This window comes from Phytobacter diazotrophicus (assembly GCF_052061655.1).
In the GTDB taxonomy this organism is placed as follows: Bacteria; Pseudomonadota; Gammaproteobacteria; order Enterobacterales; family Enterobacteriaceae; genus Phytobacter; species Phytobacter diazotrophicus.
In genome coordinates, this window is sequence record NZ_CM125428.1 from 3,946,794 (window position 1) to 3,962,855 (window position 16,062).

Below are 16,062 nucleotides of genomic sequence, written 5' to 3' on the forward strand. Positions count from 1 at the left end.
CGCGCAAATTTTGCCCATGGCGCGACTCGGTGTACCATCCCGAAAAAGCCAAATTCAACATTGACCACGGAAAACGACATGACCTCGCGTGTATTAGCACTGGATTTAGATGGTACCTTACTGACGCCTAAAAAAACGCTGCTCCCCTCTTCTATCGAGGCGCTTGCCCGGGCAAAAGCAGCCGGCTATCAGTTAATTATTGTTACCGGGCGGCATCACGTTGCCATCCATCCTTTTTATCAGGCACTGGCGCTTGATACACCTGCAATTTGCTGTAATGGCACTTATTTGTATGATTATCAGGCAAAAAAAGTGTTAACAGCCGATCCTCTGCCGGTTTCGCAAGCCGTTAAACTGATTGAAATGCTCGAATCCCACGATGTCCACGGTCTCATGTATGTCGATAATGCCATGCTCTATGAAAAGCCAACCGGTCATGTCATCCGTACCAATAACTGGGCACAAACTCTGCCGCCGGAACAGCGCCCGGTCTTCACCCAGGTGGACTCGTTGCGCGCTGCCGCCCGTGACGTTGACGCTATCTGGAAATTCGCCCTGACCGACGAAGACACCAATAAGCTTAAGCAGTTTGCCCACACGGTTGAACAAACACTGGGACTGGAGTGCGAGTGGTCGTGGCATGATCAGGTTGATATCGCGCGCACGGGCAATAGCAAAGGCAAACGCCTGACCGAGTGGGTCACTTCACAGGGCTTGTCGATGAAAGAAGTGGTGGCGTTCGGTGACAACTACAACGACATCAGCATGCTGGAGGCAGCGGGCCTTGGAGTCGCAATGGGGAATGCCGATGACGCGGTCAAAGCCCGCGCCAACGTTGTGATTGGCGATAACACCACCGACAGCATTGCCAGCTTTATCTATAGCCATCTGCTCTGATCAGGCGGTGATCGATACACTCTTAATTTGTGCATAGAGCCACAGGCCAGGTTTGATATTGAGCTCATCCCTGGCCCACGGGCTAATTCGCGCCCATAGCGTCCTTCCGCTTACATCCAACTGAACTTCTACCTGCCCGTCCAGATCGTAATTTTGCACCACTTTCGCCCGCAAAGTATTACGAATACTGGTATTGCCGGAAGGTTGCAGCACCAGCGACACATCTGTTGCCTGAATTCGAATGCGCACAGCAGCCTGAAGCGGCTTATCCAGTCTGTTCACCCAAATATGCTGGTCGCCTAACGCCAGCGCCGTCATGGCGTAATGCGGATGCTGCTCCAGCACGCTGACCTTCAGAATACTGCTTTGCTGCTCCTGGGGTAGCCACGGATTCATCACGCTGCTCCCCCAGACATCTTCGAGGTTACCAAAGGCTTTAACAACCCCCGCTTCCAGCACCATCACTTGATCGGCAAGATGCAGGATCTCATCCAGCGAGTGGCTGACATACAGCACAGGAATATTGATTTCCCGCGCCAGGCGTTGCAGATATGGCAACAGCTCACGTTTACGCGGAATATCCAGCGATGCCAGCGGCTCATCCAGCAACAACAATTCCGGCGCGGTTAACAGGGCGCGACCAATCGCCACGCGTTGCTTTTCCCCACCCGACAGCCCGCCTGGCAGGCGCTCTAAAAGCTGTTCGATCCCCAGAAGCGCCACCAGCTTGTCAAACTGCCCGGCCATGGATTTCGCCATGCCGTAGCGCAAGTTGCCTAACACGTTGTAATGCGGGAACAGGCGCGCATCCTGGAAGACATAACCGACCCGGCGCTTTTCCGGCGGCAGGCAGATTTTTTTCTCAGCGTCATACAGTACGCGATCATTGAGCACGATACGCCCCTGCTCCGGGCGCGTTAAGCCGCTAATCGCATTGATAAGAGAGGTTTTCCCCGCTCCCGATACGCCAAATACCGCCGTGATACCGCTGGCTGGCAGGCTTTCGGCTACCTGCAGACGGTGCGTTCCGAGCGTCTGACTAAAATTCAGCTCCAGCATAGTTATCTCCCGGTCCGTTCACGGCTAACGCGCGCCAGCCATTCCGAAATGAGCAGCGAGACAAGCGCCAGAATAATGGAGATCACACACAAACGCGCCGCCGCCATTTCGCCGCCGGGTGTCTGGATAAGGGTGTACATCGCCGAAGGAATGGTGCGCGTTTCGCCAGGGATGTTTGAGACAAAGGTGATGGTCGCCCCAAATTCACCCAGCGAACGGGCAAAGGCCAGCACGGTGCCGACAATAATTCCCGGCAATGTTAAGGGCAGCGTAATCGTCATAAACACGCGCCAGCGCCCGGCACCTAAGGTACGGGCGGCCTGTTCGAGTTTGGTGTCAACGCCTTCCAGCGCCAGGCGAATGGCACGCACCATCAGCGGAAAGGACATCACCGCCGCCGCAAGCACCGCGCCTCGCCAGCTAAAAGCGAAGGTTATCCCGAACCAGTCAAAGAGCCACTGGCCGATAAATCCACGTCTTCCCATGGCAATAAGTAATAAATACCCTACGACAACCGGAGGCAGAACCAGGGGAAGATGCAGGAGACTGTCAAGCAGGGCTTTGCCTGGAAAGGTACAGCGCACCAGTAACCAGGCAAAGAAAATCCCAAAGGGCAAGCTAATAACAACTGCGAGGGATGAAACTTTCAGGCTAAGTATCACTGCCTGCCATTCGGGATCCGTTAATATCATTCGTGTGTCGTAAATCCGTAACGTTTAAACACGGCGGAAGCTTCCGGGGTTTTCAGGTAATCATAGAACGCGCTAACCGTTGCGTTTTTATGACCTTCGGTAATCGCCATCGGATATTCCACCTTCTGGTGAGAGTTTTCCGGGAAAGTCCCGACAACTTTCACGCCCTTACTGGCCACGGCGTCAGAACCATAGACGATACCCAACGGGGCTTCGCTACGTTCAACCAGTGCCAGAGCACCACGTACATCTTCTGCTGGTGCCAGGCTCGGAGACAATTTATCCCACGCCCCCAGCTTTTGCAGCGCTTCTTTCGCATAGATACCTGCCGGGACGTGCTCCGGATCGCCAACCGCCAGGCGGCCGCCTTTCAACAAGCTTGCCCAGTCAGTGGTCGCATCAACGGTAATGTCGCCCTGCGCACTGCTCTTCGGCGCCACAACAACCAGGCTATTACCCAGCAAGGTTACGCGCGTGGCGGTATCGATACTCTTTTTATCAACCGCGTAATCCATCCATTTCTGGTCAGCAGAAATGAACAGGTCCGCAGGCGCACCCGCTTCGATTTGACGTGCCAGCGTGGAAGACGAAGCAAACGACGAGACCACCTCGACGTTTTTCTCTTTCTTATACGCAGCGGCAATGTCCTGCATTGCATTGGTCAGCGACGCTGCCGCAAAAACGGTAATTTTCCCTTCATCAGCCAGCGCATGTCCGGCAACGGAAAGCGATAAAGTCGCCCCGGCAAAAAGGCGTAACCATGTACGTGTCATCTGTAACTCCTGTGAGTGTCGTTATATACTTGGGAACATAACGATACTACCAGAGATTCACCGGGTGAGGTCATACTCATCAAGAATTACTGAGATTTATGAGATATCGGCAAGCTTATGCCGAACTTGAATAGCAAAACGCCCGCGATTGCGGGCGTTTTTTAAATTCAGCGGCGTTGTGCGGGGCGGTCGCGATGACCAACATTTGAAAAAAGGTTGAATACCTCACCCAGGCCATAAATCAACCCCAGGATGATAGCCATCACCACAGGGACCATGATTACGGCAAAAACTAAGCTTTTCAATAACTCAAACATGGTCAACTCCATTTAGTGTTAAGGGGGCATTCTAACCGCATCTGACAGAAAAACACTCGCCTTTTGTGCCATCGTCGGTCACCTTTTACAAGGGTTGACGACTCAGTACAAACGTATCCGCGCTGCGAATATTCCATGGCCGGGCAATATTCGAATGTTGAATGCTATCGACTCGTATTTTATCAAATGGAATACATTTAACTTCTTTGCTTGAATCCCAGGTGGCCAGCCCCTCGTCCGTCACTTTCGAAATGACTGTCCAGTGGCTATATTCCTGCTCACCATCATTATAATCGTAAGCCTGAATAATCACGCGCCCTTCTTTATGGTTCGCCAGACTTAACGTATCGAGGATATCCCGGCGATCGCGGGGTTTATCGTTATGCCAGTAGGGCATGCTGAAGGTGAACTGCCATTGTTCGTGGTTTTTCGGATCGTAAAATTCATACTCCGCGTTCAACAGCGCCATCGTCCGACTCAGGGTATTTTTAAGCGAACCGCGAGCAATGCCGTTAACAAATCCCATCGGATCGCCATCAAAAACGTATTGCTGCAAAATAATCGGGAAGATTTCCGGGAGCGCCAGTTCAGGTTCCAGTAAATGTATCCCGTTCGCGATGGCGTAAAAGCCACAGGCTCCGTCCAATTCGCCTTGCAAGGCCGGGCGTTTTTTAACTGCCATATTCTGTTCCTTCAGTGAAGTGTCTCTTTCCCCTATCGACAATTGTGACATTATCTTTAGAAAAACAATGCGCGCAGGTGAAGACTAGGCTCCAGGTCGATTTTCCTTCACACTATTCTTTTTACATCAGGACACTACGCTATGCAGGCTGAAATTCTTCTTACCCTTAAACTCCAGGAACGGCTGTTCGCTGACCCGCGCCGGATTAATTTACTCAAACAAATAGAACAGACGGGTTCCATAAGCCAGGGGGCGAAGAATGCGAACATCAGCTATAAAAGTGCCTGGGATGCCATTAATGAAATGAATCAGCTCAGCGAACAGATGCTGGTGGAACGCGCGACCGGGGGAAAAGGCGGCGGCGGCGCAGTTATCACCCGCTACGGTCAGCGTCTTATTCAACTCTATGATTTACTGGGTCAGATTCAGCAAAAAGCGTTTGATGTGTTGAGCGACGACGATGCTATGCCGCTGAACAGCCTGCTGGCGGCCATTTCCCGTTTTTCACTGCAAACCAGCGCCCGTAACCAGTGGTTTGGTACCATTACCGCCCTCGACCACCAGCAGGTACAGCAACATGTCGATGTGCTTCTGGCGGATGGTACGACATCACTCAAAGTCGCCATTACTGCCCAAAGCGCGCAGCGCCTGGATTTGACGCAAGGCAAAGAAGTGCTGGTGCTGCTGAAAGCACCGTGGGTAGACATTACAACCGACCATGCCACTGCGCAGCAGGCCGATAATCAGCTCCGTGGGCGAATCAGCCATATTGAGCGTGGCGAGCTGCAGTGTGAAGTTTTACTGGCGCTACCCGACGGCCAGCAGTTATGTGCGACCGTGCCCGCACAGCAGGCGCAAGATCTAAAGGAAGCGGCTGAGGTCACGGCATATTTTAATGCTGACAAGGTCATTCTCGCCACGTTGTGCTAAGTAGATTGACAAGTTGCCTGCCAGCACGTATCCCTGTCTGTATCGCTGCAAAAAATGGGATACATAATGTCATCATTGCAAATTTCGCAAGGCACGTTTCGTCTTGGCGACACCCGGACGCTGTCGATTGATCACTTAACGCTGCAGTCGGGTGAAAGCTGGGCGTTTGTCGGTGCAAACGGTAGCGGGAAATCGGCGCTGGCTAAAGCACTGGCTGGTGAATTGACACTCCTTAAAGGGGATCGCCAGAGTAGCTTCTCACGCATTACCCGTCTGTCATTCGAACAGTTGCAAAAACTGGTCAGTGAGGAGTGGCAACGTAATAACACCGATATGCTAAGTCCCGGTGAAGATGACACCGGACGCACCACCGCAGAAATCATCCAGGATGAGGTTAAAGACGCCGAGCGCTGCCAGCAGTTGGCCGAACGTTTTGGTATCACTTCCCTGCTCTCACGCCGCTTTAAATACCTCTCCACAGGAGAGACGCGCAAAACACTTCTCTGCCAGGCACTGATGTCGCAACCTGATTTACTGATTCTGGACGAGCCTTTTGACGGACTGGATGTTCATTCACGGCAAAATCTTGCTCTCCTCCTCGCCGAGCTTAATGCAGAAGGTTACACCCTGGTGCTGGTCCTGAACCGCTTCGATGAAATTCCGGATTTTGTGCACAATGCGGGCGTGCTGGCTGACTGCGCGCTAACGGAAATCGGCGAGAAATCGGCGTTGTTACAGCAGGCGCTCATCGCACAACTGGCGCATAGCGAGAATCTGGCGGGAATGGCGCTGCCGGAGCCAGATGCGCCGCCAGCGCGCGATCAACTGACCGCCGGTGAGCCGCTGATTGTGCTGAAAGAGGGTGTCGTCTCCTATAATGATCGTCCGATTATCAATCATCTCAACTGGACCGTTCGACCGGGGGAACACTGGCAAATTAGCGGGCCGAACGGCGCGGGAAAATCGACGCTGCTCAGCCTGGTAACGGGCGATCATGCGCAAGGCTACAGCAACGATTTAACCCTTTTTGGCCGCCGTCGCGGCAGCGGCGAAACCATCTGGGATATTAAGAAGCACATCGGTTACGTCAGCAGCAGCCTGCATCTGGACTATCGCGTCAGCACGACCGTGCGCAATGTCATTCTTTCCGGCTATTTTGACTCCATTGGCATTTATCAGGCTGTTTCGGATAAACAGCGTAAACTGGCGCAACAGTGGCTGGACATCGCCGGGTTTAATGCGAAAACCGCCGATGCGCCGTTCCATAGCCTGTCATGGGGCCAACAGCGTCTGGCGCTGATTGTCCGTGCGCTGGTCAAACATCCGACCTTACTTATCCTCGATGAACCGCTGCAAGGGCTGGATCCGCTGAACCGTCAATTGATTCGCCGCTTTGTTGACGTACTAATTGGCGAAGGCGAAACGCAATTATTGTTTGTCTCCCACCATGCCAGTGATGCCCCTTCGTGTATCACGCATCGTTTACAGTTTGTCCCGGACGGCGACAACTGGCGCTACCAGTTTGATTGAGTTTTTCACAGGCGGGGCATCCCCCCGCCTCTGTTTCAAAGCATTTTCAGAATTTATGCATCATTACGTCATTATTTATCTGATTTATAATCAGTTAGGTGGGCAGGTAATGCGTGGCATATTGTAGTGTAAACGATTCCACTAATTTATCACATATCACAGTTTTGCCATCTCTGTTATGCTAAAGTTAATTCATAACATACGCTTGATGGAGTGATATATGAAAGTTTTGGTTACAGGTGGTAGCGGTTACATTGGAAGCCATACCTGTGTGCAACTGCTGCAAAATGGCCACGACGTCATCATCCTCGACAACCTGTGTAACAGCAAACGCAGTGTCGTGCCGGTGCTTGAACGCCTGGGGGGCAAATCCGCCCTGTTTATCCAGGGTGACATTCGTGATGAAGCACTGCTGGCTGAAATCCTGCACGATCATGCAATCGAAGCGGTTATCCACTTCGCGGGGTTAAAAGCCGTTGGTGAGTCAGTAGCCAAACCGCTGGAGTACTATGACAACAACGTCAATGGCACGCTTCGCCTGGTGAATGCCATGCGTGCGGCCAACGTCAAAAACCTCATTTTTAGCTCCTCCGCCACGGTCTATGGCGATCAGCCGCAAATCCCTTATGTCGAAAGTTTCCCGACGGGCACCCCGCAAAGCCCCTACGGCAAAAGCAAGCTGATGGTCGAGCAGATCCTGACCGACCTGCAAAAAGCCCAGCCGGACTGGAGCATTGCGCTGCTGCGTTATTTCAACCCGGTGGGCGCCCATCCGTCAGGAGATATGGGTGAAGACCCGCAGGGTATCCCGAACAACCTGATGCCTTACATTGCCCAGGTGGCCGTGGGCCGTCGCGACTCTCTGGCGGTATTTGGTAATGACTACCCGACGCCTGATGGCACCGGCGTTCGTGATTACATCCATGTGATGGATTTGGCCGACGGGCACGTTGTGGCGATGGAAAAACTGGCGGGCAAGCAAGGCGTCCATATTTATAACCTCGGTGCAGGCGTTGGCAGCAGTGTGCTGGACGTGGTTAACGCATTCAGCAAAGCGTGCGGTAAGCCGGTGGCGTACCACTTTGCTCCCCGTCGCGATGGCGATCTGCCTGCCTACTGGGCAGATGCAAGCAAAGCGGATAATGAACTGGGCTGGCGTGTGACCCGTACGCTCGATGAAATGGCACAAGATACCTGGCGCTGGCAATCCCGCCACCCGCAGGGTTACAGCGATTAAAGGAAGGGTCATGACGCAGCAATTTAATCCGGTCGATCATCCGCATCGCCGTTACAACCCGCTGACCGATCAATGGGTTCTGGTTTCGCCGCACCGCGCCAAACGCCCCTGGCAGGGGGCTCAGGAAACCCCGGCGAAACAGACCCTGCCGGCCCATGACCCGGACTGCTTTTTGTGCCCGGGGAACATGCGCGTCACCGGCGATAAAAACCCCGATTACCCCGGCACCTATGTCTTCACCAATGACTTTGCGGCACTGATGACCGACACGCCGGATGCGCCGCAAAGCAGCGATCCGCTGATGCGCAGCCAGAGCGCACGCGGCACCAGCCGCGTTATCTGCTTCTCGCCGGATCACAGCAAAACGCTGCCGGAACTGAGCCTGAGCGCGCTGGAGACGGTGGTGAAAACCTGGCAGGAACAGACCGCCGATCTGGGCCGCACTTACCCGTGGGTTCAGGTTTTTGAGAACAAAGGCGCGGCCATGGGCTGCTCGAACCCGCACCCGCATGGCCAGGTGTGGGCCAACAGCTTTCTGCCCAATGAAGCCGAACGCGAAGACCGTCTGCAGAGCGACTATTTCCGCCAGTACGGCTCCCCCATGCTGGTGGATTACGCCGGACGCGAGCGCCAGGACGGCAGCCGCACCGTCGTTGAGACCGAACACTGGCTGGCCGTGGTGCCCTACTGGGCGGCCTGGCCGTTTGAAACGCTGCTGTTACCCAAAGCGCATATCCGGCGGATCACCGACTTAACCGACGCGCAGCGTGGCGACCTGGCGCTGGCCCTTAAGCTACTGACCAGCCGCTACGATAACCTGTTTCAGTGCTCCTTCCCCTACTCGATGGGCTGGCACGGGGCGCCCTTCACCCGACAGGATCAGAGCCACTGGCAGTTGCATGCGCATTTTTACCCGCCGTTATTACGCTCCGCCACGGTACGTAAGTTTATGGTCGGTTATGAAATGCTGGCTGAGACGCAGCGTGACCTGACGGCAGAACAGGCGGCCGAACGTCTGCGCGCGGTCAGCGATATTCATTTCCGCGAATCCGGAGTTTAACCATGAGTCTGAAAGAGAAAACACAGTCCCTGTTTGCTGAAAAATTTGGCTACCCTGCCACCCACACTATCCAGGCGCCGGGGCGCGTAAACCTGATTGGCGAACATACCGATTATAACGACGGGTTTGTGCTGCCCTGTGCCATCGATTACCAGACCGTGATCAGTTGTTCACCGCGTCAGGATCGTACCGTGCGCGTTATCGCCGCCGATTACGACAACCAGCAGGATGAATTCTCACTCGATGCTCCCATTGTGACCCACCCTTCACAGCAGTGGTCAGACTATGTGCGTGGCGTGGTGAAACATCTGCAAAAGCGTGACAACAGCTTTGGCGGCGCGGATCTGGTGATCAGCGGTAACGTGCCGCAGGGCGCGGGCCTGAGCTCGTCCGCCTCACTGGAAGTGGCAGTCGGCACCGTGTTTCAGCAGTTGTACCACCTGCCGCTGGACGGCACGCAAATCGCCCTGAACGGCCAGGAAGCGGAAAACCAGTTTGTCGGCTGTAACTGCGGCATTATGGACCAGCTTATCTCGGCGCTGGGTAAAAAAGGCAGCGCGCTGCTGATCGACTGCCGTTCGCTGGGCAGCAGGGCGGTCTCCATGCCGGAGGGCGTCTCCATCGTCATCATTAACAGTAATTTTAAACGCACCCTGGTGGGCAGCGAGTACAACACCCGTCGTGAGCAGTGCGAAACCGGCGCGCGTTTCTTCCAGCAAAAAGCGCTGCGTGACGTGAATATCGATCAGTTCAACGCCGTCGCGCACGAACTGGACCCGGTGGTTGCCCGCCGCGTCCGCCATGTGCTGACCGAAAATGCGCGTACCGTGGAAGCCGCCAGCGCGCTGGAAAAAGGCGACCTGCAGCGTATGGGCGTCCTGATGGCGGAATCCCATGCCTCCATGCGTGATGATTTCGAAATCACCGTACCGCACATCGACACCCTGGTGGAGATCGTGAAAAACACCATCGGCGATAAAGGCGGCGTGCGCATGACCGGCGGCGGATTTGGCGGCTGCGTGGTCGCGCTGGTGCCGGAAGCGCTGGTGCCTGCGGTGAAAGAGGCCGTTGCGGCACAGTACGAAGCTAAAACCGGCATTAAAGAAACCTTTTACGTGTGCAAACCTTCACAGGGAGCGGGACAGTGCTAAATGAATCTTCCGGGGCAGCGCCAGATGGACTGCCCTTCCGTCTGATTACCCTGCGCAACAGCGCAGGGATGGTGGTCACCGTCATGGACTGGGGCGCAACGTTGCTGTCGGCACGGGTCCCGCTTTCCGATGGCTCAGTGCGTGAAGCGCTGCTCGGTTGTGCCACCCCTGAACACTATATCCACCAGAACGCCTTTCTGGGCGCCTCAGTGGGGCGCTACGCGAACCGTATCGCCAAAAGCCAGTTTGTCCTCGACAGGGAAACTTACACGCTCGTGCCAAGCCAGGGTGAAAACCAGCTGCACGGCGGCCCGGAAGGGTTTGATAAGCGCCGCTGGCGGATTGAGCGACAAAATGACAGTGAAGCGCTGCTCTCATTAACCTCGCCTGATGGCGACCAGGGTTTTCCTGGCAAAGTGAACGCCAGCGTGCTTTATCGCCTTGGCGGAGATAACCGCCTCGCTATTGAGTATCGCGCGACCACGGATAAGCCTTGCCCGGTGAATCTGACTAACCACGCCTACTTCAACCTTAACGGCGATCAGAGCGACGTGCGCAGCCACAGGCTGCAATTGCTGGCGGATGCTTATCTACCGGTCAACAGCATGGGCATCCCGGTCGGCGACCTGAAAAACGTGGCACAGACCAGCTTTGATTTCCGCCAGCCGAAAACGCTGGCACAGGATTTCTTAAGCGATGACGATCAGCGCGTGGTAAAAGGTTACGATCATGCGTTTTTGCTGCAAGCCAAAGGCGATGCCAGCCAGCCTGCCGCACACGTCTGGTCGGCGGACAATAAACTGCAAATGTCTGTTTATACCTCTGCCCCGGCGCTACAGTTTTACTCCGGGAATTTCCTTGAAGGGACACCCGCACGCGGCAATACGGCCTACAGTGCGTGGCAGGGTCTGGCGCTGGAAAGCGAGTTTTTACCCGACAGCCCGAACCGCCCGGACTATCCTCACGGCAGTTGTATTCTGCAACCCGGCGATGAATATGTCAGCCTGACGGAATATCACTTTATTCCCGCCTGATAACCAACCCTCCACGCGGAGGGTTTTTTTTGCCCATTTCGCTGAAATATCGGCCAATCATCGACAAAATGGTAACCACTAATTCACAAGCACCTTACACTGGGCCACTATTTTCGCTATGGTTAAGGGTAATCGTTGCTGCTGGTCATTACAGGGCAATATAATGAGAATTGTTATCATTCAATCAGGCTTATGAAGGAGTAAGTGTATGGCTGTTACTAAACTGGTTCTGGTTCGTCACGGCGAAAGCCAGTGGAACAATGAAAACCGCTTCACCGGTTGGTACGACGTTGATCTGTCGGAGAAAGGTGTTAGCGAAGCCAAAGCAGCAGGTAAACTGCTAAAAGATGAAGGCTTCAGCTTCGACTTTGCGTATACCTCTGTGCTGAAACGTGCCATCCACACCCTGTGGAATGTGCTGGACGAACTGGATCAGGCCTGGCTGCCGGTAGAGAAATCCTGGAAACTGAATGAACGTCACTACGGTGCGCTGCAGGGTCTGAACAAAGCAGAAACCGCGGAGAAATACGGTGACGAGCAGGTGAAACAGTGGCGTCGCGGCTTTGCTGTTACTCCACCGGAGCTGACGAAAGATGATGAGCGTTTCCCGGGCCACGATCCGCGTTATGCAAAACTGACCGAGAAAGAGCTGCCGACCACCGAGAGCCTGGCGCTGACTATCGAACGCGTTGTGCCTTACTGGAACGAAACCATTCTGCCGCGCCTGAAAAGCGGTGAGCGCGTCATCATCGCCGCACACGGCAACTCCCTGCGTGCGCTGGTGAAATACCTGGATAACATGGGTGAAGACGAAATCCTCGAACTGAACATCCCGACTGGCGTGCCGCTGGTTTACGAGTTCGACGAAAACTTCAAGCCTATCAAACACTATTACCTGGGGAACGCCGACGAGATCGCTGCAAAAGCGGCTGCCGTTGCCAACCAGGGTAAAGCGAAATAATTTTCGCAAAGCATAAAAAAAGCGTGGAGCAATCCACGCTTTTTTTCTTTGCGGCACCAATACACAACATCATTTGAGGCTGTGCCGGGGCGGCAAAGAATGAAATCCCCGAGAGCATAGATAACTCTGTAACCGGGGTTTCTGAGTGCAGCCAATAAAGAGACAGGCTTAAGGATGAAGTGTAGTTACTGGCGACGCGCTTTTACTGCTGCCGCTAGTTGGCGCAGGACCGTGTCGGTATCTTCCCAGCCAATGCACGCATCGGTCACGCTCTTGCCATAGACCAGCGGCTCGCCACTTTCGAGGCTCTGATTGCCTTCTACCAGGTGGCTTTCAATCATCACGCCGATAATTGCTTTCTCGCCACCAGCAATCTGCTGACAGACATCTGCCCCCACTTCCATCTGCTTTTTGAACTGCTTGCTGGAGTTCGCATGGCTGAAATCAATCATCACCTGTGCAGGCAGACCGGCTTTTTCCAGCCCCACTTTCACTTCTGCTACATGTTTTGCACTGTAGTTCGGCTCTTTACCACCGCGCAGAATGATATGGCAGTCGCCATTCCCGCTGGTGTTAACAATCGCGGAGTGCCCCCATTTGGTCACGGAGAGGAAGCAGTGTGGCGCTCCCGCTGCATTGATCGCGTCAATGGCGACTTTGATGGTACCGTCAGTGCCGTTTTTGAATCCCACCGGGCACGAAAGACCAGAGGCCAGCTCACGGTGAACCTGGGATTCAGTGGTACGTGCGCCAATAGCGCCCCAGCTCATCAGGTCGGCAACGTACTGCGGGGTGATCATGTCAAGGAATTCACCGGCAGCCGGTAATCCGCTGTCATTGATATCCAGCAATAACTTACGCGCAATGCGCAGGCCATCGTTGATTTGGAAGCTGTTATCCATGTGCGGATCGTTGATGAGCCCTTTCCAGCCCACGGTGGTGCGCGGTTTTTCAAAGTAAACGCGCATCACGATTTCCAGTTCACCCTGGAGCTCTTCACGCAGCGTCAGCAGACGCGCTGCGTACTCCTTGGCCGCAGCCGGATCGTGAATAGAGCACGGGCCAATCACCACCAGCAGGCGATCGTCATTGCCTTTCAAAATTTTGTGAATCGCTTTGCGGGCATGAGAGACCGTTTTGGCCGCAGTTTCGGTAGCAGGAAACTTCTCAAGGAGCGCGACAGGAGGTAATAACTCGTTGATCTCTTTAATGCGTAAATCGTCGTTCTGATAATTCATGATCGTTCCAGCGTTGCCATACTTATTTTAATGAATGCAATCTCTCCAATCTAACTTGTCGGTCAGGTAGTGTAAACGCGAATTTACAGTTCGGGCAGAAAATTCCTGGAATTCCCCTAAAAACCGCCAGAAAGTAGCGAATAGCGATAACGACGCTACACTTTTTAAGTGTTAATACTTAGTTTGATTTATTTTTCAAGATTATATTCCGCCTTAATCGGCGATATATAACATGTTTCACTACTGAGCGTGATAGTTCGTTCGCGCATGTCAGGCCGATGATTCGTATCGGTAAACAATGACCAGAACAGGAGCATCATGATGAAAATGAATAAATTAGCGACACTTTTCTTGACGACAACTCTGACCCTGGCAAGCGGTGCGGCATTCGCTGCGGATTCTACCTCTCAAAACAATAATGGTCAGGCAAACGCCGCCGCCAGTGCGGGGCAGACAGCGCCGGATGCGAAAGAGAACCTTGCGCCAAATACCTCCACAAATGGTTCTGATTCTTCAGGCATGAAACTGAACACTGAAAAACACACCAACTCTCATGTCGGCACTCAGCACATGACAAAAGATGAGATCCATAAAAACTCTCAGTGTAAAGACGGTAAGTGTCCGGATATCAATAAGAAAGTTCAGACCGGTAACGGTATTAACAATGACACAGATACCAAAACCGACGGCACTACGCAGTAAAATAGCCTGCGGCTAAAATGGGGAGAGCTTCGGCTCTCCTCAATTTTTTCTGCTGATTAGCAAAAGATCTGCAATGATGTAAGACGCTGCTAACGCCAATTACACGGGACGGCTTATTATGGCGCATTCACACTCTCACTCTCACCTCCCTGCTGACGCCAATGCGCGGCGATTACTTCTGGCCTTTAGCGTCACAGCATTGTTCATGTTGGTCGAGGTGGTTGGGGGACTGATTTCAGGCTCACTGGCGTTACTGGCCGATGCCGGGCATATGCTGACGGATGCTGCTGCACTCTTTTTTGCCCTGCTGGCAGTGCATTTTGCCCACCGCCCCTCAGGACCCCGACGCACTTTTGGCTGGCTTCGTCTGACCACCCTGGCTGCCTTTATTAATGCCATTGCGCTTGTATTGATTACTTTTTTTATCGTCTGGGAAGCCATTCAGCGCTTTTACCATCCTCAACCCGTGGCAGGTATGACAATGATGGTGATTGCCGTCATGGGATTGCTGGCGAATATCCTGGCATTCTGGCTGCTGCATCGTGGTAATGAAGAACGGAATTTGAATGTCCGGGCGGCAGCCCTGCATGTTCTTGGCGATCTGCTGGGCTCCGTGGGCGCCATTGCCGCTGCGCTGATCATTATGTTTACCGGCTGGACACCCGCCGACCCGATACTTTCGATACTGGTCTCGGTGCTGGTATTACGCAGCGCGTGGGCACTCTTGCGTGAAAGCGTCAATGAATTGCTGGAGGGAGCGCCCACGTCACTGGATATCAACGCTCTGAAACGGCATCTGCGGCGGGCCATTAGCGAAGTGCGCGATGTCCATCATGTGCATGTCTGGCTGGTGGGAGAAAAAGCGCTGATGACGTTACATGTCCAGGTTATTCCACCACACGATCACGACGGACTACTGCGGCAAATTGAACATTTTCTGGTGCATCACTATCAGATTGAGCATGTCACCATTCAGATGGAGTACCAGCCCTGTAGCGGGCCTGACTGCCATCTCAGCGAGACGCAGCCAGACCACAGCCATTCACACCACCATTAGTTCGAGAACGCGTGAGAGCCGCGCTCACGGGCGCTATTTATCCACATCCGGCTACCGTTGAGTGCGATAAAGGTCAGAATCATATATTCCAGCGACATGGCCCAGACGCCTTGCAGGGCAAAAATCACGACGCTGATTACATTGATAATGACCCACAGCAGCCAGTTCTCGACATATTTCCGCGTCATCAAAACCATGGCGACGATGGAAAGTACCATCATGCAGGAATCCCAGAACGGGAAGGCGTCTGGCTGCAATTCGGGCATCGCCACATTCAGCCCCACCGTCTGCATCATCGAGACCGCCACGCGAGTGAGCACCGCAAAGACCGGATCGATAAAGAAGGTCATAAAACCGATAGCAAGCGCGCAGACAACCAGCCAGGCTAGAGCCTTAGGTAAAGGCAACCAGCGGATTTGCAGAACTGCCTCGTTGGCGGTTGTTTGCCGTGACCAGGCGTACCAGCCGTAGATATTGGCGGCAAAGAAAAAAAGCTGGAGCAACAGGCTGGCGTAGAGCTGAATCTGGAAGAAGATAATGGCAAACAGCGTTACGTTGATTAAGCCAAATGCATAATTACTGATTTTTTCCAGGCTGGCGAGCCAGATGCATAACAGACCCGCCACCGTCCCTACCGCTTCAATCCATGAGAGATCGTAGCCTCCGGCGCCGATCGGGATATGTACCAAAATATTCTGCGTGCTAAAAAAATCCATCTTTTCCCCAGAGCGTATTCCTACGC

Annotated in this window: 17 protein-coding genes; 10 read left to right on the forward strand and 7 right to left on the reverse strand. The window is 53.7% G+C overall.

Annotated features, from left to right (window positions below):
* Positions 1–78: 78 nt before the first annotated feature.
* Positions 79–897 (forward strand): pyridoxal phosphatase, encoded by an 819-nt coding sequence (locus ACS0RQ_RS19230; RefSeq protein ID WP_271849871.1) that lies wholly within the window; start codon positions 79–81, stop codon positions 895–897.
* On the opposite strand, the gene modC is transcribed toward ACS0RQ_RS19230, so the two are convergent.
* From modC to ACS0RQ_RS19255, 5 genes are all read right to left on the reverse strand, one after another.
* Complete coding sequence (gene modC / locus ACS0RQ_RS19235; protein ID WP_271849872.1) at positions 898–1,956, reverse strand: molybdenum ABC transporter ATP-binding protein ModC; 1,059 nt, start codon at positions 1,954–1,956, stop codon at positions 898–900. It lies immediately after the preceding gene.
* 2 nt (positions 1,957–1,958) lie between these two features.
* The gene (gene modB / locus ACS0RQ_RS19240) at positions 1,959–2,648 is read right to left on the reverse strand and encodes a molybdate ABC transporter permease subunit (protein WP_039077253.1); all 690 of its coding nucleotides are present in this window, start codon (positions 2,646–2,648) and stop codon (positions 1,959–1,961) included.
* Complete coding sequence (modA, locus tag ACS0RQ_RS19245) at positions 2,645–3,421, reverse strand: molybdate ABC transporter substrate-binding protein (protein WP_271849873.1); 777 nt, start codon at positions 3,419–3,421, stop codon at positions 2,645–2,647. Before modA ends, modB begins: the two co-directional genes overlap by 4 nt.
* 167 nt (positions 3,422–3,588) lie before the next feature.
* Entirely contained in the window at positions 3,589–3,738 is a 150-nt protein-coding gene (locus ACS0RQ_RS19250; protein WP_039077255.1) for an AcrZ family multidrug efflux pump-associated protein, read from the reverse strand.
* Positions 3,739–3,823: 85 nt separating this feature from the next.
* Positions 3,824–4,420: a hypothetical protein gene (locus ACS0RQ_RS19255; RefSeq protein ID WP_271849874.1), complete on the reverse strand. Its 597-nt coding sequence runs from the start codon at positions 4,418–4,420 to the stop codon at positions 3,824–3,826.
* A gap of 141 nt (positions 4,421–4,561) precedes the next feature.
* On the opposite strand from ACS0RQ_RS19255, the gene modE reads away from it, so the two are divergent.
* The 7 genes from modE to gpmA all read left to right on the forward strand — a co-directional run bounded on the left by modE (position 4,562) and on the right by gpmA (position 12,323).
* Positions 4,562–5,350 carry a molybdenum-dependent transcriptional regulator gene (gene modE / locus ACS0RQ_RS19260; RefSeq protein ID WP_271849875.1) on the forward strand — a complete coding sequence of 263 codons (789 nt, stop codon included), beginning with the start codon at positions 4,562–4,564 and terminating at the stop codon, positions 5,348–5,350.
* A 66-nt stretch (positions 5,351–5,416) separates the two neighbouring features.
* A complete protein-coding gene (gene modF, locus ACS0RQ_RS19265) occupies positions 5,417–6,880 on the forward strand; it encodes a molybdate ABC transporter ATP-binding protein ModF (protein WP_271849876.1) in 1,464 nt (487 codons plus the stop codon).
* A gap of 220 nt (positions 6,881–7,100) precedes the next feature.
* Complete coding sequence (gene galE, locus ACS0RQ_RS19270; protein ID WP_071195580.1) at positions 7,101–8,117, forward strand: UDP-glucose 4-epimerase GalE; 1,017 nt, start codon at positions 7,101–7,103, stop codon at positions 8,115–8,117.
* 10 nt (positions 8,118–8,127) lie between these two features.
* On the forward strand, positions 8,128–9,177 hold the full coding sequence (gene galT / locus ACS0RQ_RS19275) for a galactose-1-phosphate uridylyltransferase (RefSeq protein ID WP_499021376.1): 1,050 nt from the start codon (positions 8,128–8,130) through the stop codon (positions 9,175–9,177).
* A 2-nt stretch (positions 9,178–9,179) separates the two neighbouring features.
* Positions 9,180–10,328 (forward strand): galactokinase, encoded by a 1,149-nt coding sequence (gene galK, locus ACS0RQ_RS19280; RefSeq protein ID WP_041852056.1) that lies wholly within the window; start codon positions 9,180–9,182, stop codon positions 10,326–10,328.
* Positions 10,322–11,362, forward strand: coding sequence for a galactose-1-epimerase (gene galM / locus ACS0RQ_RS19285; RefSeq protein WP_271851979.1), 1,041 nt, complete (start codon positions 10,322–10,324; stop codon positions 11,360–11,362). The genes galK and galM overlap by 7 nt, the downstream gene beginning before the upstream one ends.
* 208 nt (positions 11,363–11,570) lie before the next feature.
* Positions 11,571–12,323, forward strand: coding sequence for a 2,3-diphosphoglycerate-dependent phosphoglycerate mutase (gene gpmA, locus ACS0RQ_RS19290; RefSeq protein WP_041852058.1), 753 nt, complete (start codon positions 11,571–11,573; stop codon positions 12,321–12,323).
* Positions 12,324–12,508: 185 nt separating this feature from the next.
* On the opposite strand, the gene aroG is transcribed toward gpmA, so the two are convergent.
* A complete protein-coding gene (gene aroG / locus ACS0RQ_RS19295) occupies positions 12,509–13,561 on the reverse strand; it encodes a 3-deoxy-7-phosphoheptulonate synthase AroG (protein ID WP_041852059.1) in 1,053 nt (350 codons plus the stop codon).
* A 321-nt stretch (positions 13,562–13,882) separates the two neighbouring features.
* Here aroG and ACS0RQ_RS19300 point away from each other — a divergent pair, with 321 nt between their 5' ends.
* Together ACS0RQ_RS19300 and zitB are read left to right on the forward strand one after the other, a co-directional pair.
* Positions 13,883–14,263: a protein YbgS gene (locus ACS0RQ_RS19300; RefSeq protein ID WP_041852060.1), complete on the forward strand. Its 381-nt coding sequence runs from the start codon at positions 13,883–13,885 to the stop codon at positions 14,261–14,263.
* Positions 14,264–14,381: 118 nt separating this feature from the next.
* Positions 14,382–15,320 (forward strand): CDF family zinc transporter ZitB, encoded by a 939-nt coding sequence (gene zitB, locus ACS0RQ_RS19305; RefSeq protein ID WP_271850851.1) that lies wholly within the window; start codon positions 14,382–14,384, stop codon positions 15,318–15,320.
* On the opposite strand, the gene pnuC is transcribed toward zitB, so the two are convergent.
* Positions 15,317–16,036, reverse strand: a complete 720-nt coding sequence (gene pnuC / locus ACS0RQ_RS19310) for a nicotinamide riboside transporter PnuC (RefSeq protein WP_041852062.1) — start codon at positions 16,034–16,036, stop codon at positions 15,317–15,319. The genes zitB and pnuC overlap by 4 nt on opposite strands.
* Positions 16,037–16,062: the final 26 nt, after the last annotated feature.

Bases quoted from the DNA above. Each gene is read 5' to 3' on its own strand.
- ACS0RQ_RS19300 (WP_041852060.1), top strand. From the start codon at position 13,883: ATGAAAATGAATAAATTAGCGACACTTTTCTTGACGACAACTCTGACC.
- ACS0RQ_RS19255 (WP_271849874.1), bottom strand. From the start codon at position 4,420: ATGGCAGTTAAAAAACGCCCGGCCTTGCAAGGCGAATTGGACGGAGCC.
- modF (WP_271849876.1), top strand. From the start codon at position 5,417: ATGTCATCATTGCAAATTTCGCAAGGCACGTTTCGTCTTGGCGACACC.
- modB (WP_039077253.1), bottom strand. From the start codon at position 2,648: ATGATATTAACGGATCCCGAATGGCAGGCAGTGATACTTAGCCTGAAA.
- ACS0RQ_RS19250 (WP_039077255.1), bottom strand. From the start codon at position 3,738: ATGTTTGAGTTATTGAAAAGCTTAGTTTTTGCCGTAATCATGGTCCCT.
- pnuC (WP_041852062.1), bottom strand. From the start codon at position 16,036: ATGGATTTTTTTAGCACGCAGAATATTTTGGTACATATCCCGATCGGC.
- gpmA (WP_041852058.1), top strand. From the start codon at position 11,571: ATGGCTGTTACTAAACTGGTTCTGGTTCGTCACGGCGAAAGCCAGTGG.
- galK (WP_041852056.1), top strand. From the start codon at position 9,180: ATGAGTCTGAAAGAGAAAACACAGTCCCTGTTTGCTGAAAAATTTGGC.
- zitB (WP_271850851.1), top strand. From the start codon at position 14,382: ATGGCGCATTCACACTCTCACTCTCACCTCCCTGCTGACGCCAATGCG.
- modC (WP_271849872.1), bottom strand. From the start codon at position 1,956: ATGCTGGAGCTGAATTTTAGTCAGACGCTCGGAACGCACCGTCTGCAG.
- galT (WP_499021376.1), top strand. From the start codon at position 8,128: ATGACGCAGCAATTTAATCCGGTCGATCATCCGCATCGCCGTTACAAC.
- modE (WP_271849875.1), top strand. From the start codon at position 4,562: ATGCAGGCTGAAATTCTTCTTACCCTTAAACTCCAGGAACGGCTGTTC.
- galE (WP_071195580.1), top strand. From the start codon at position 7,101: ATGAAAGTTTTGGTTACAGGTGGTAGCGGTTACATTGGAAGCCATACC.
- modA (WP_271849873.1), bottom strand. From the start codon at position 3,421: ATGACACGTACATGGTTACGCCTTTTTGCCGGGGCGACTTTATCGCTT.
- ACS0RQ_RS19230 (WP_271849871.1), top strand. From the start codon at position 79: ATGACCTCGCGTGTATTAGCACTGGATTTAGATGGTACCTTACTGACG.
- aroG (WP_041852059.1), bottom strand. From the start codon at position 13,561: ATGAATTATCAGAACGACGATTTACGCATTAAAGAGATCAACGAGTTA.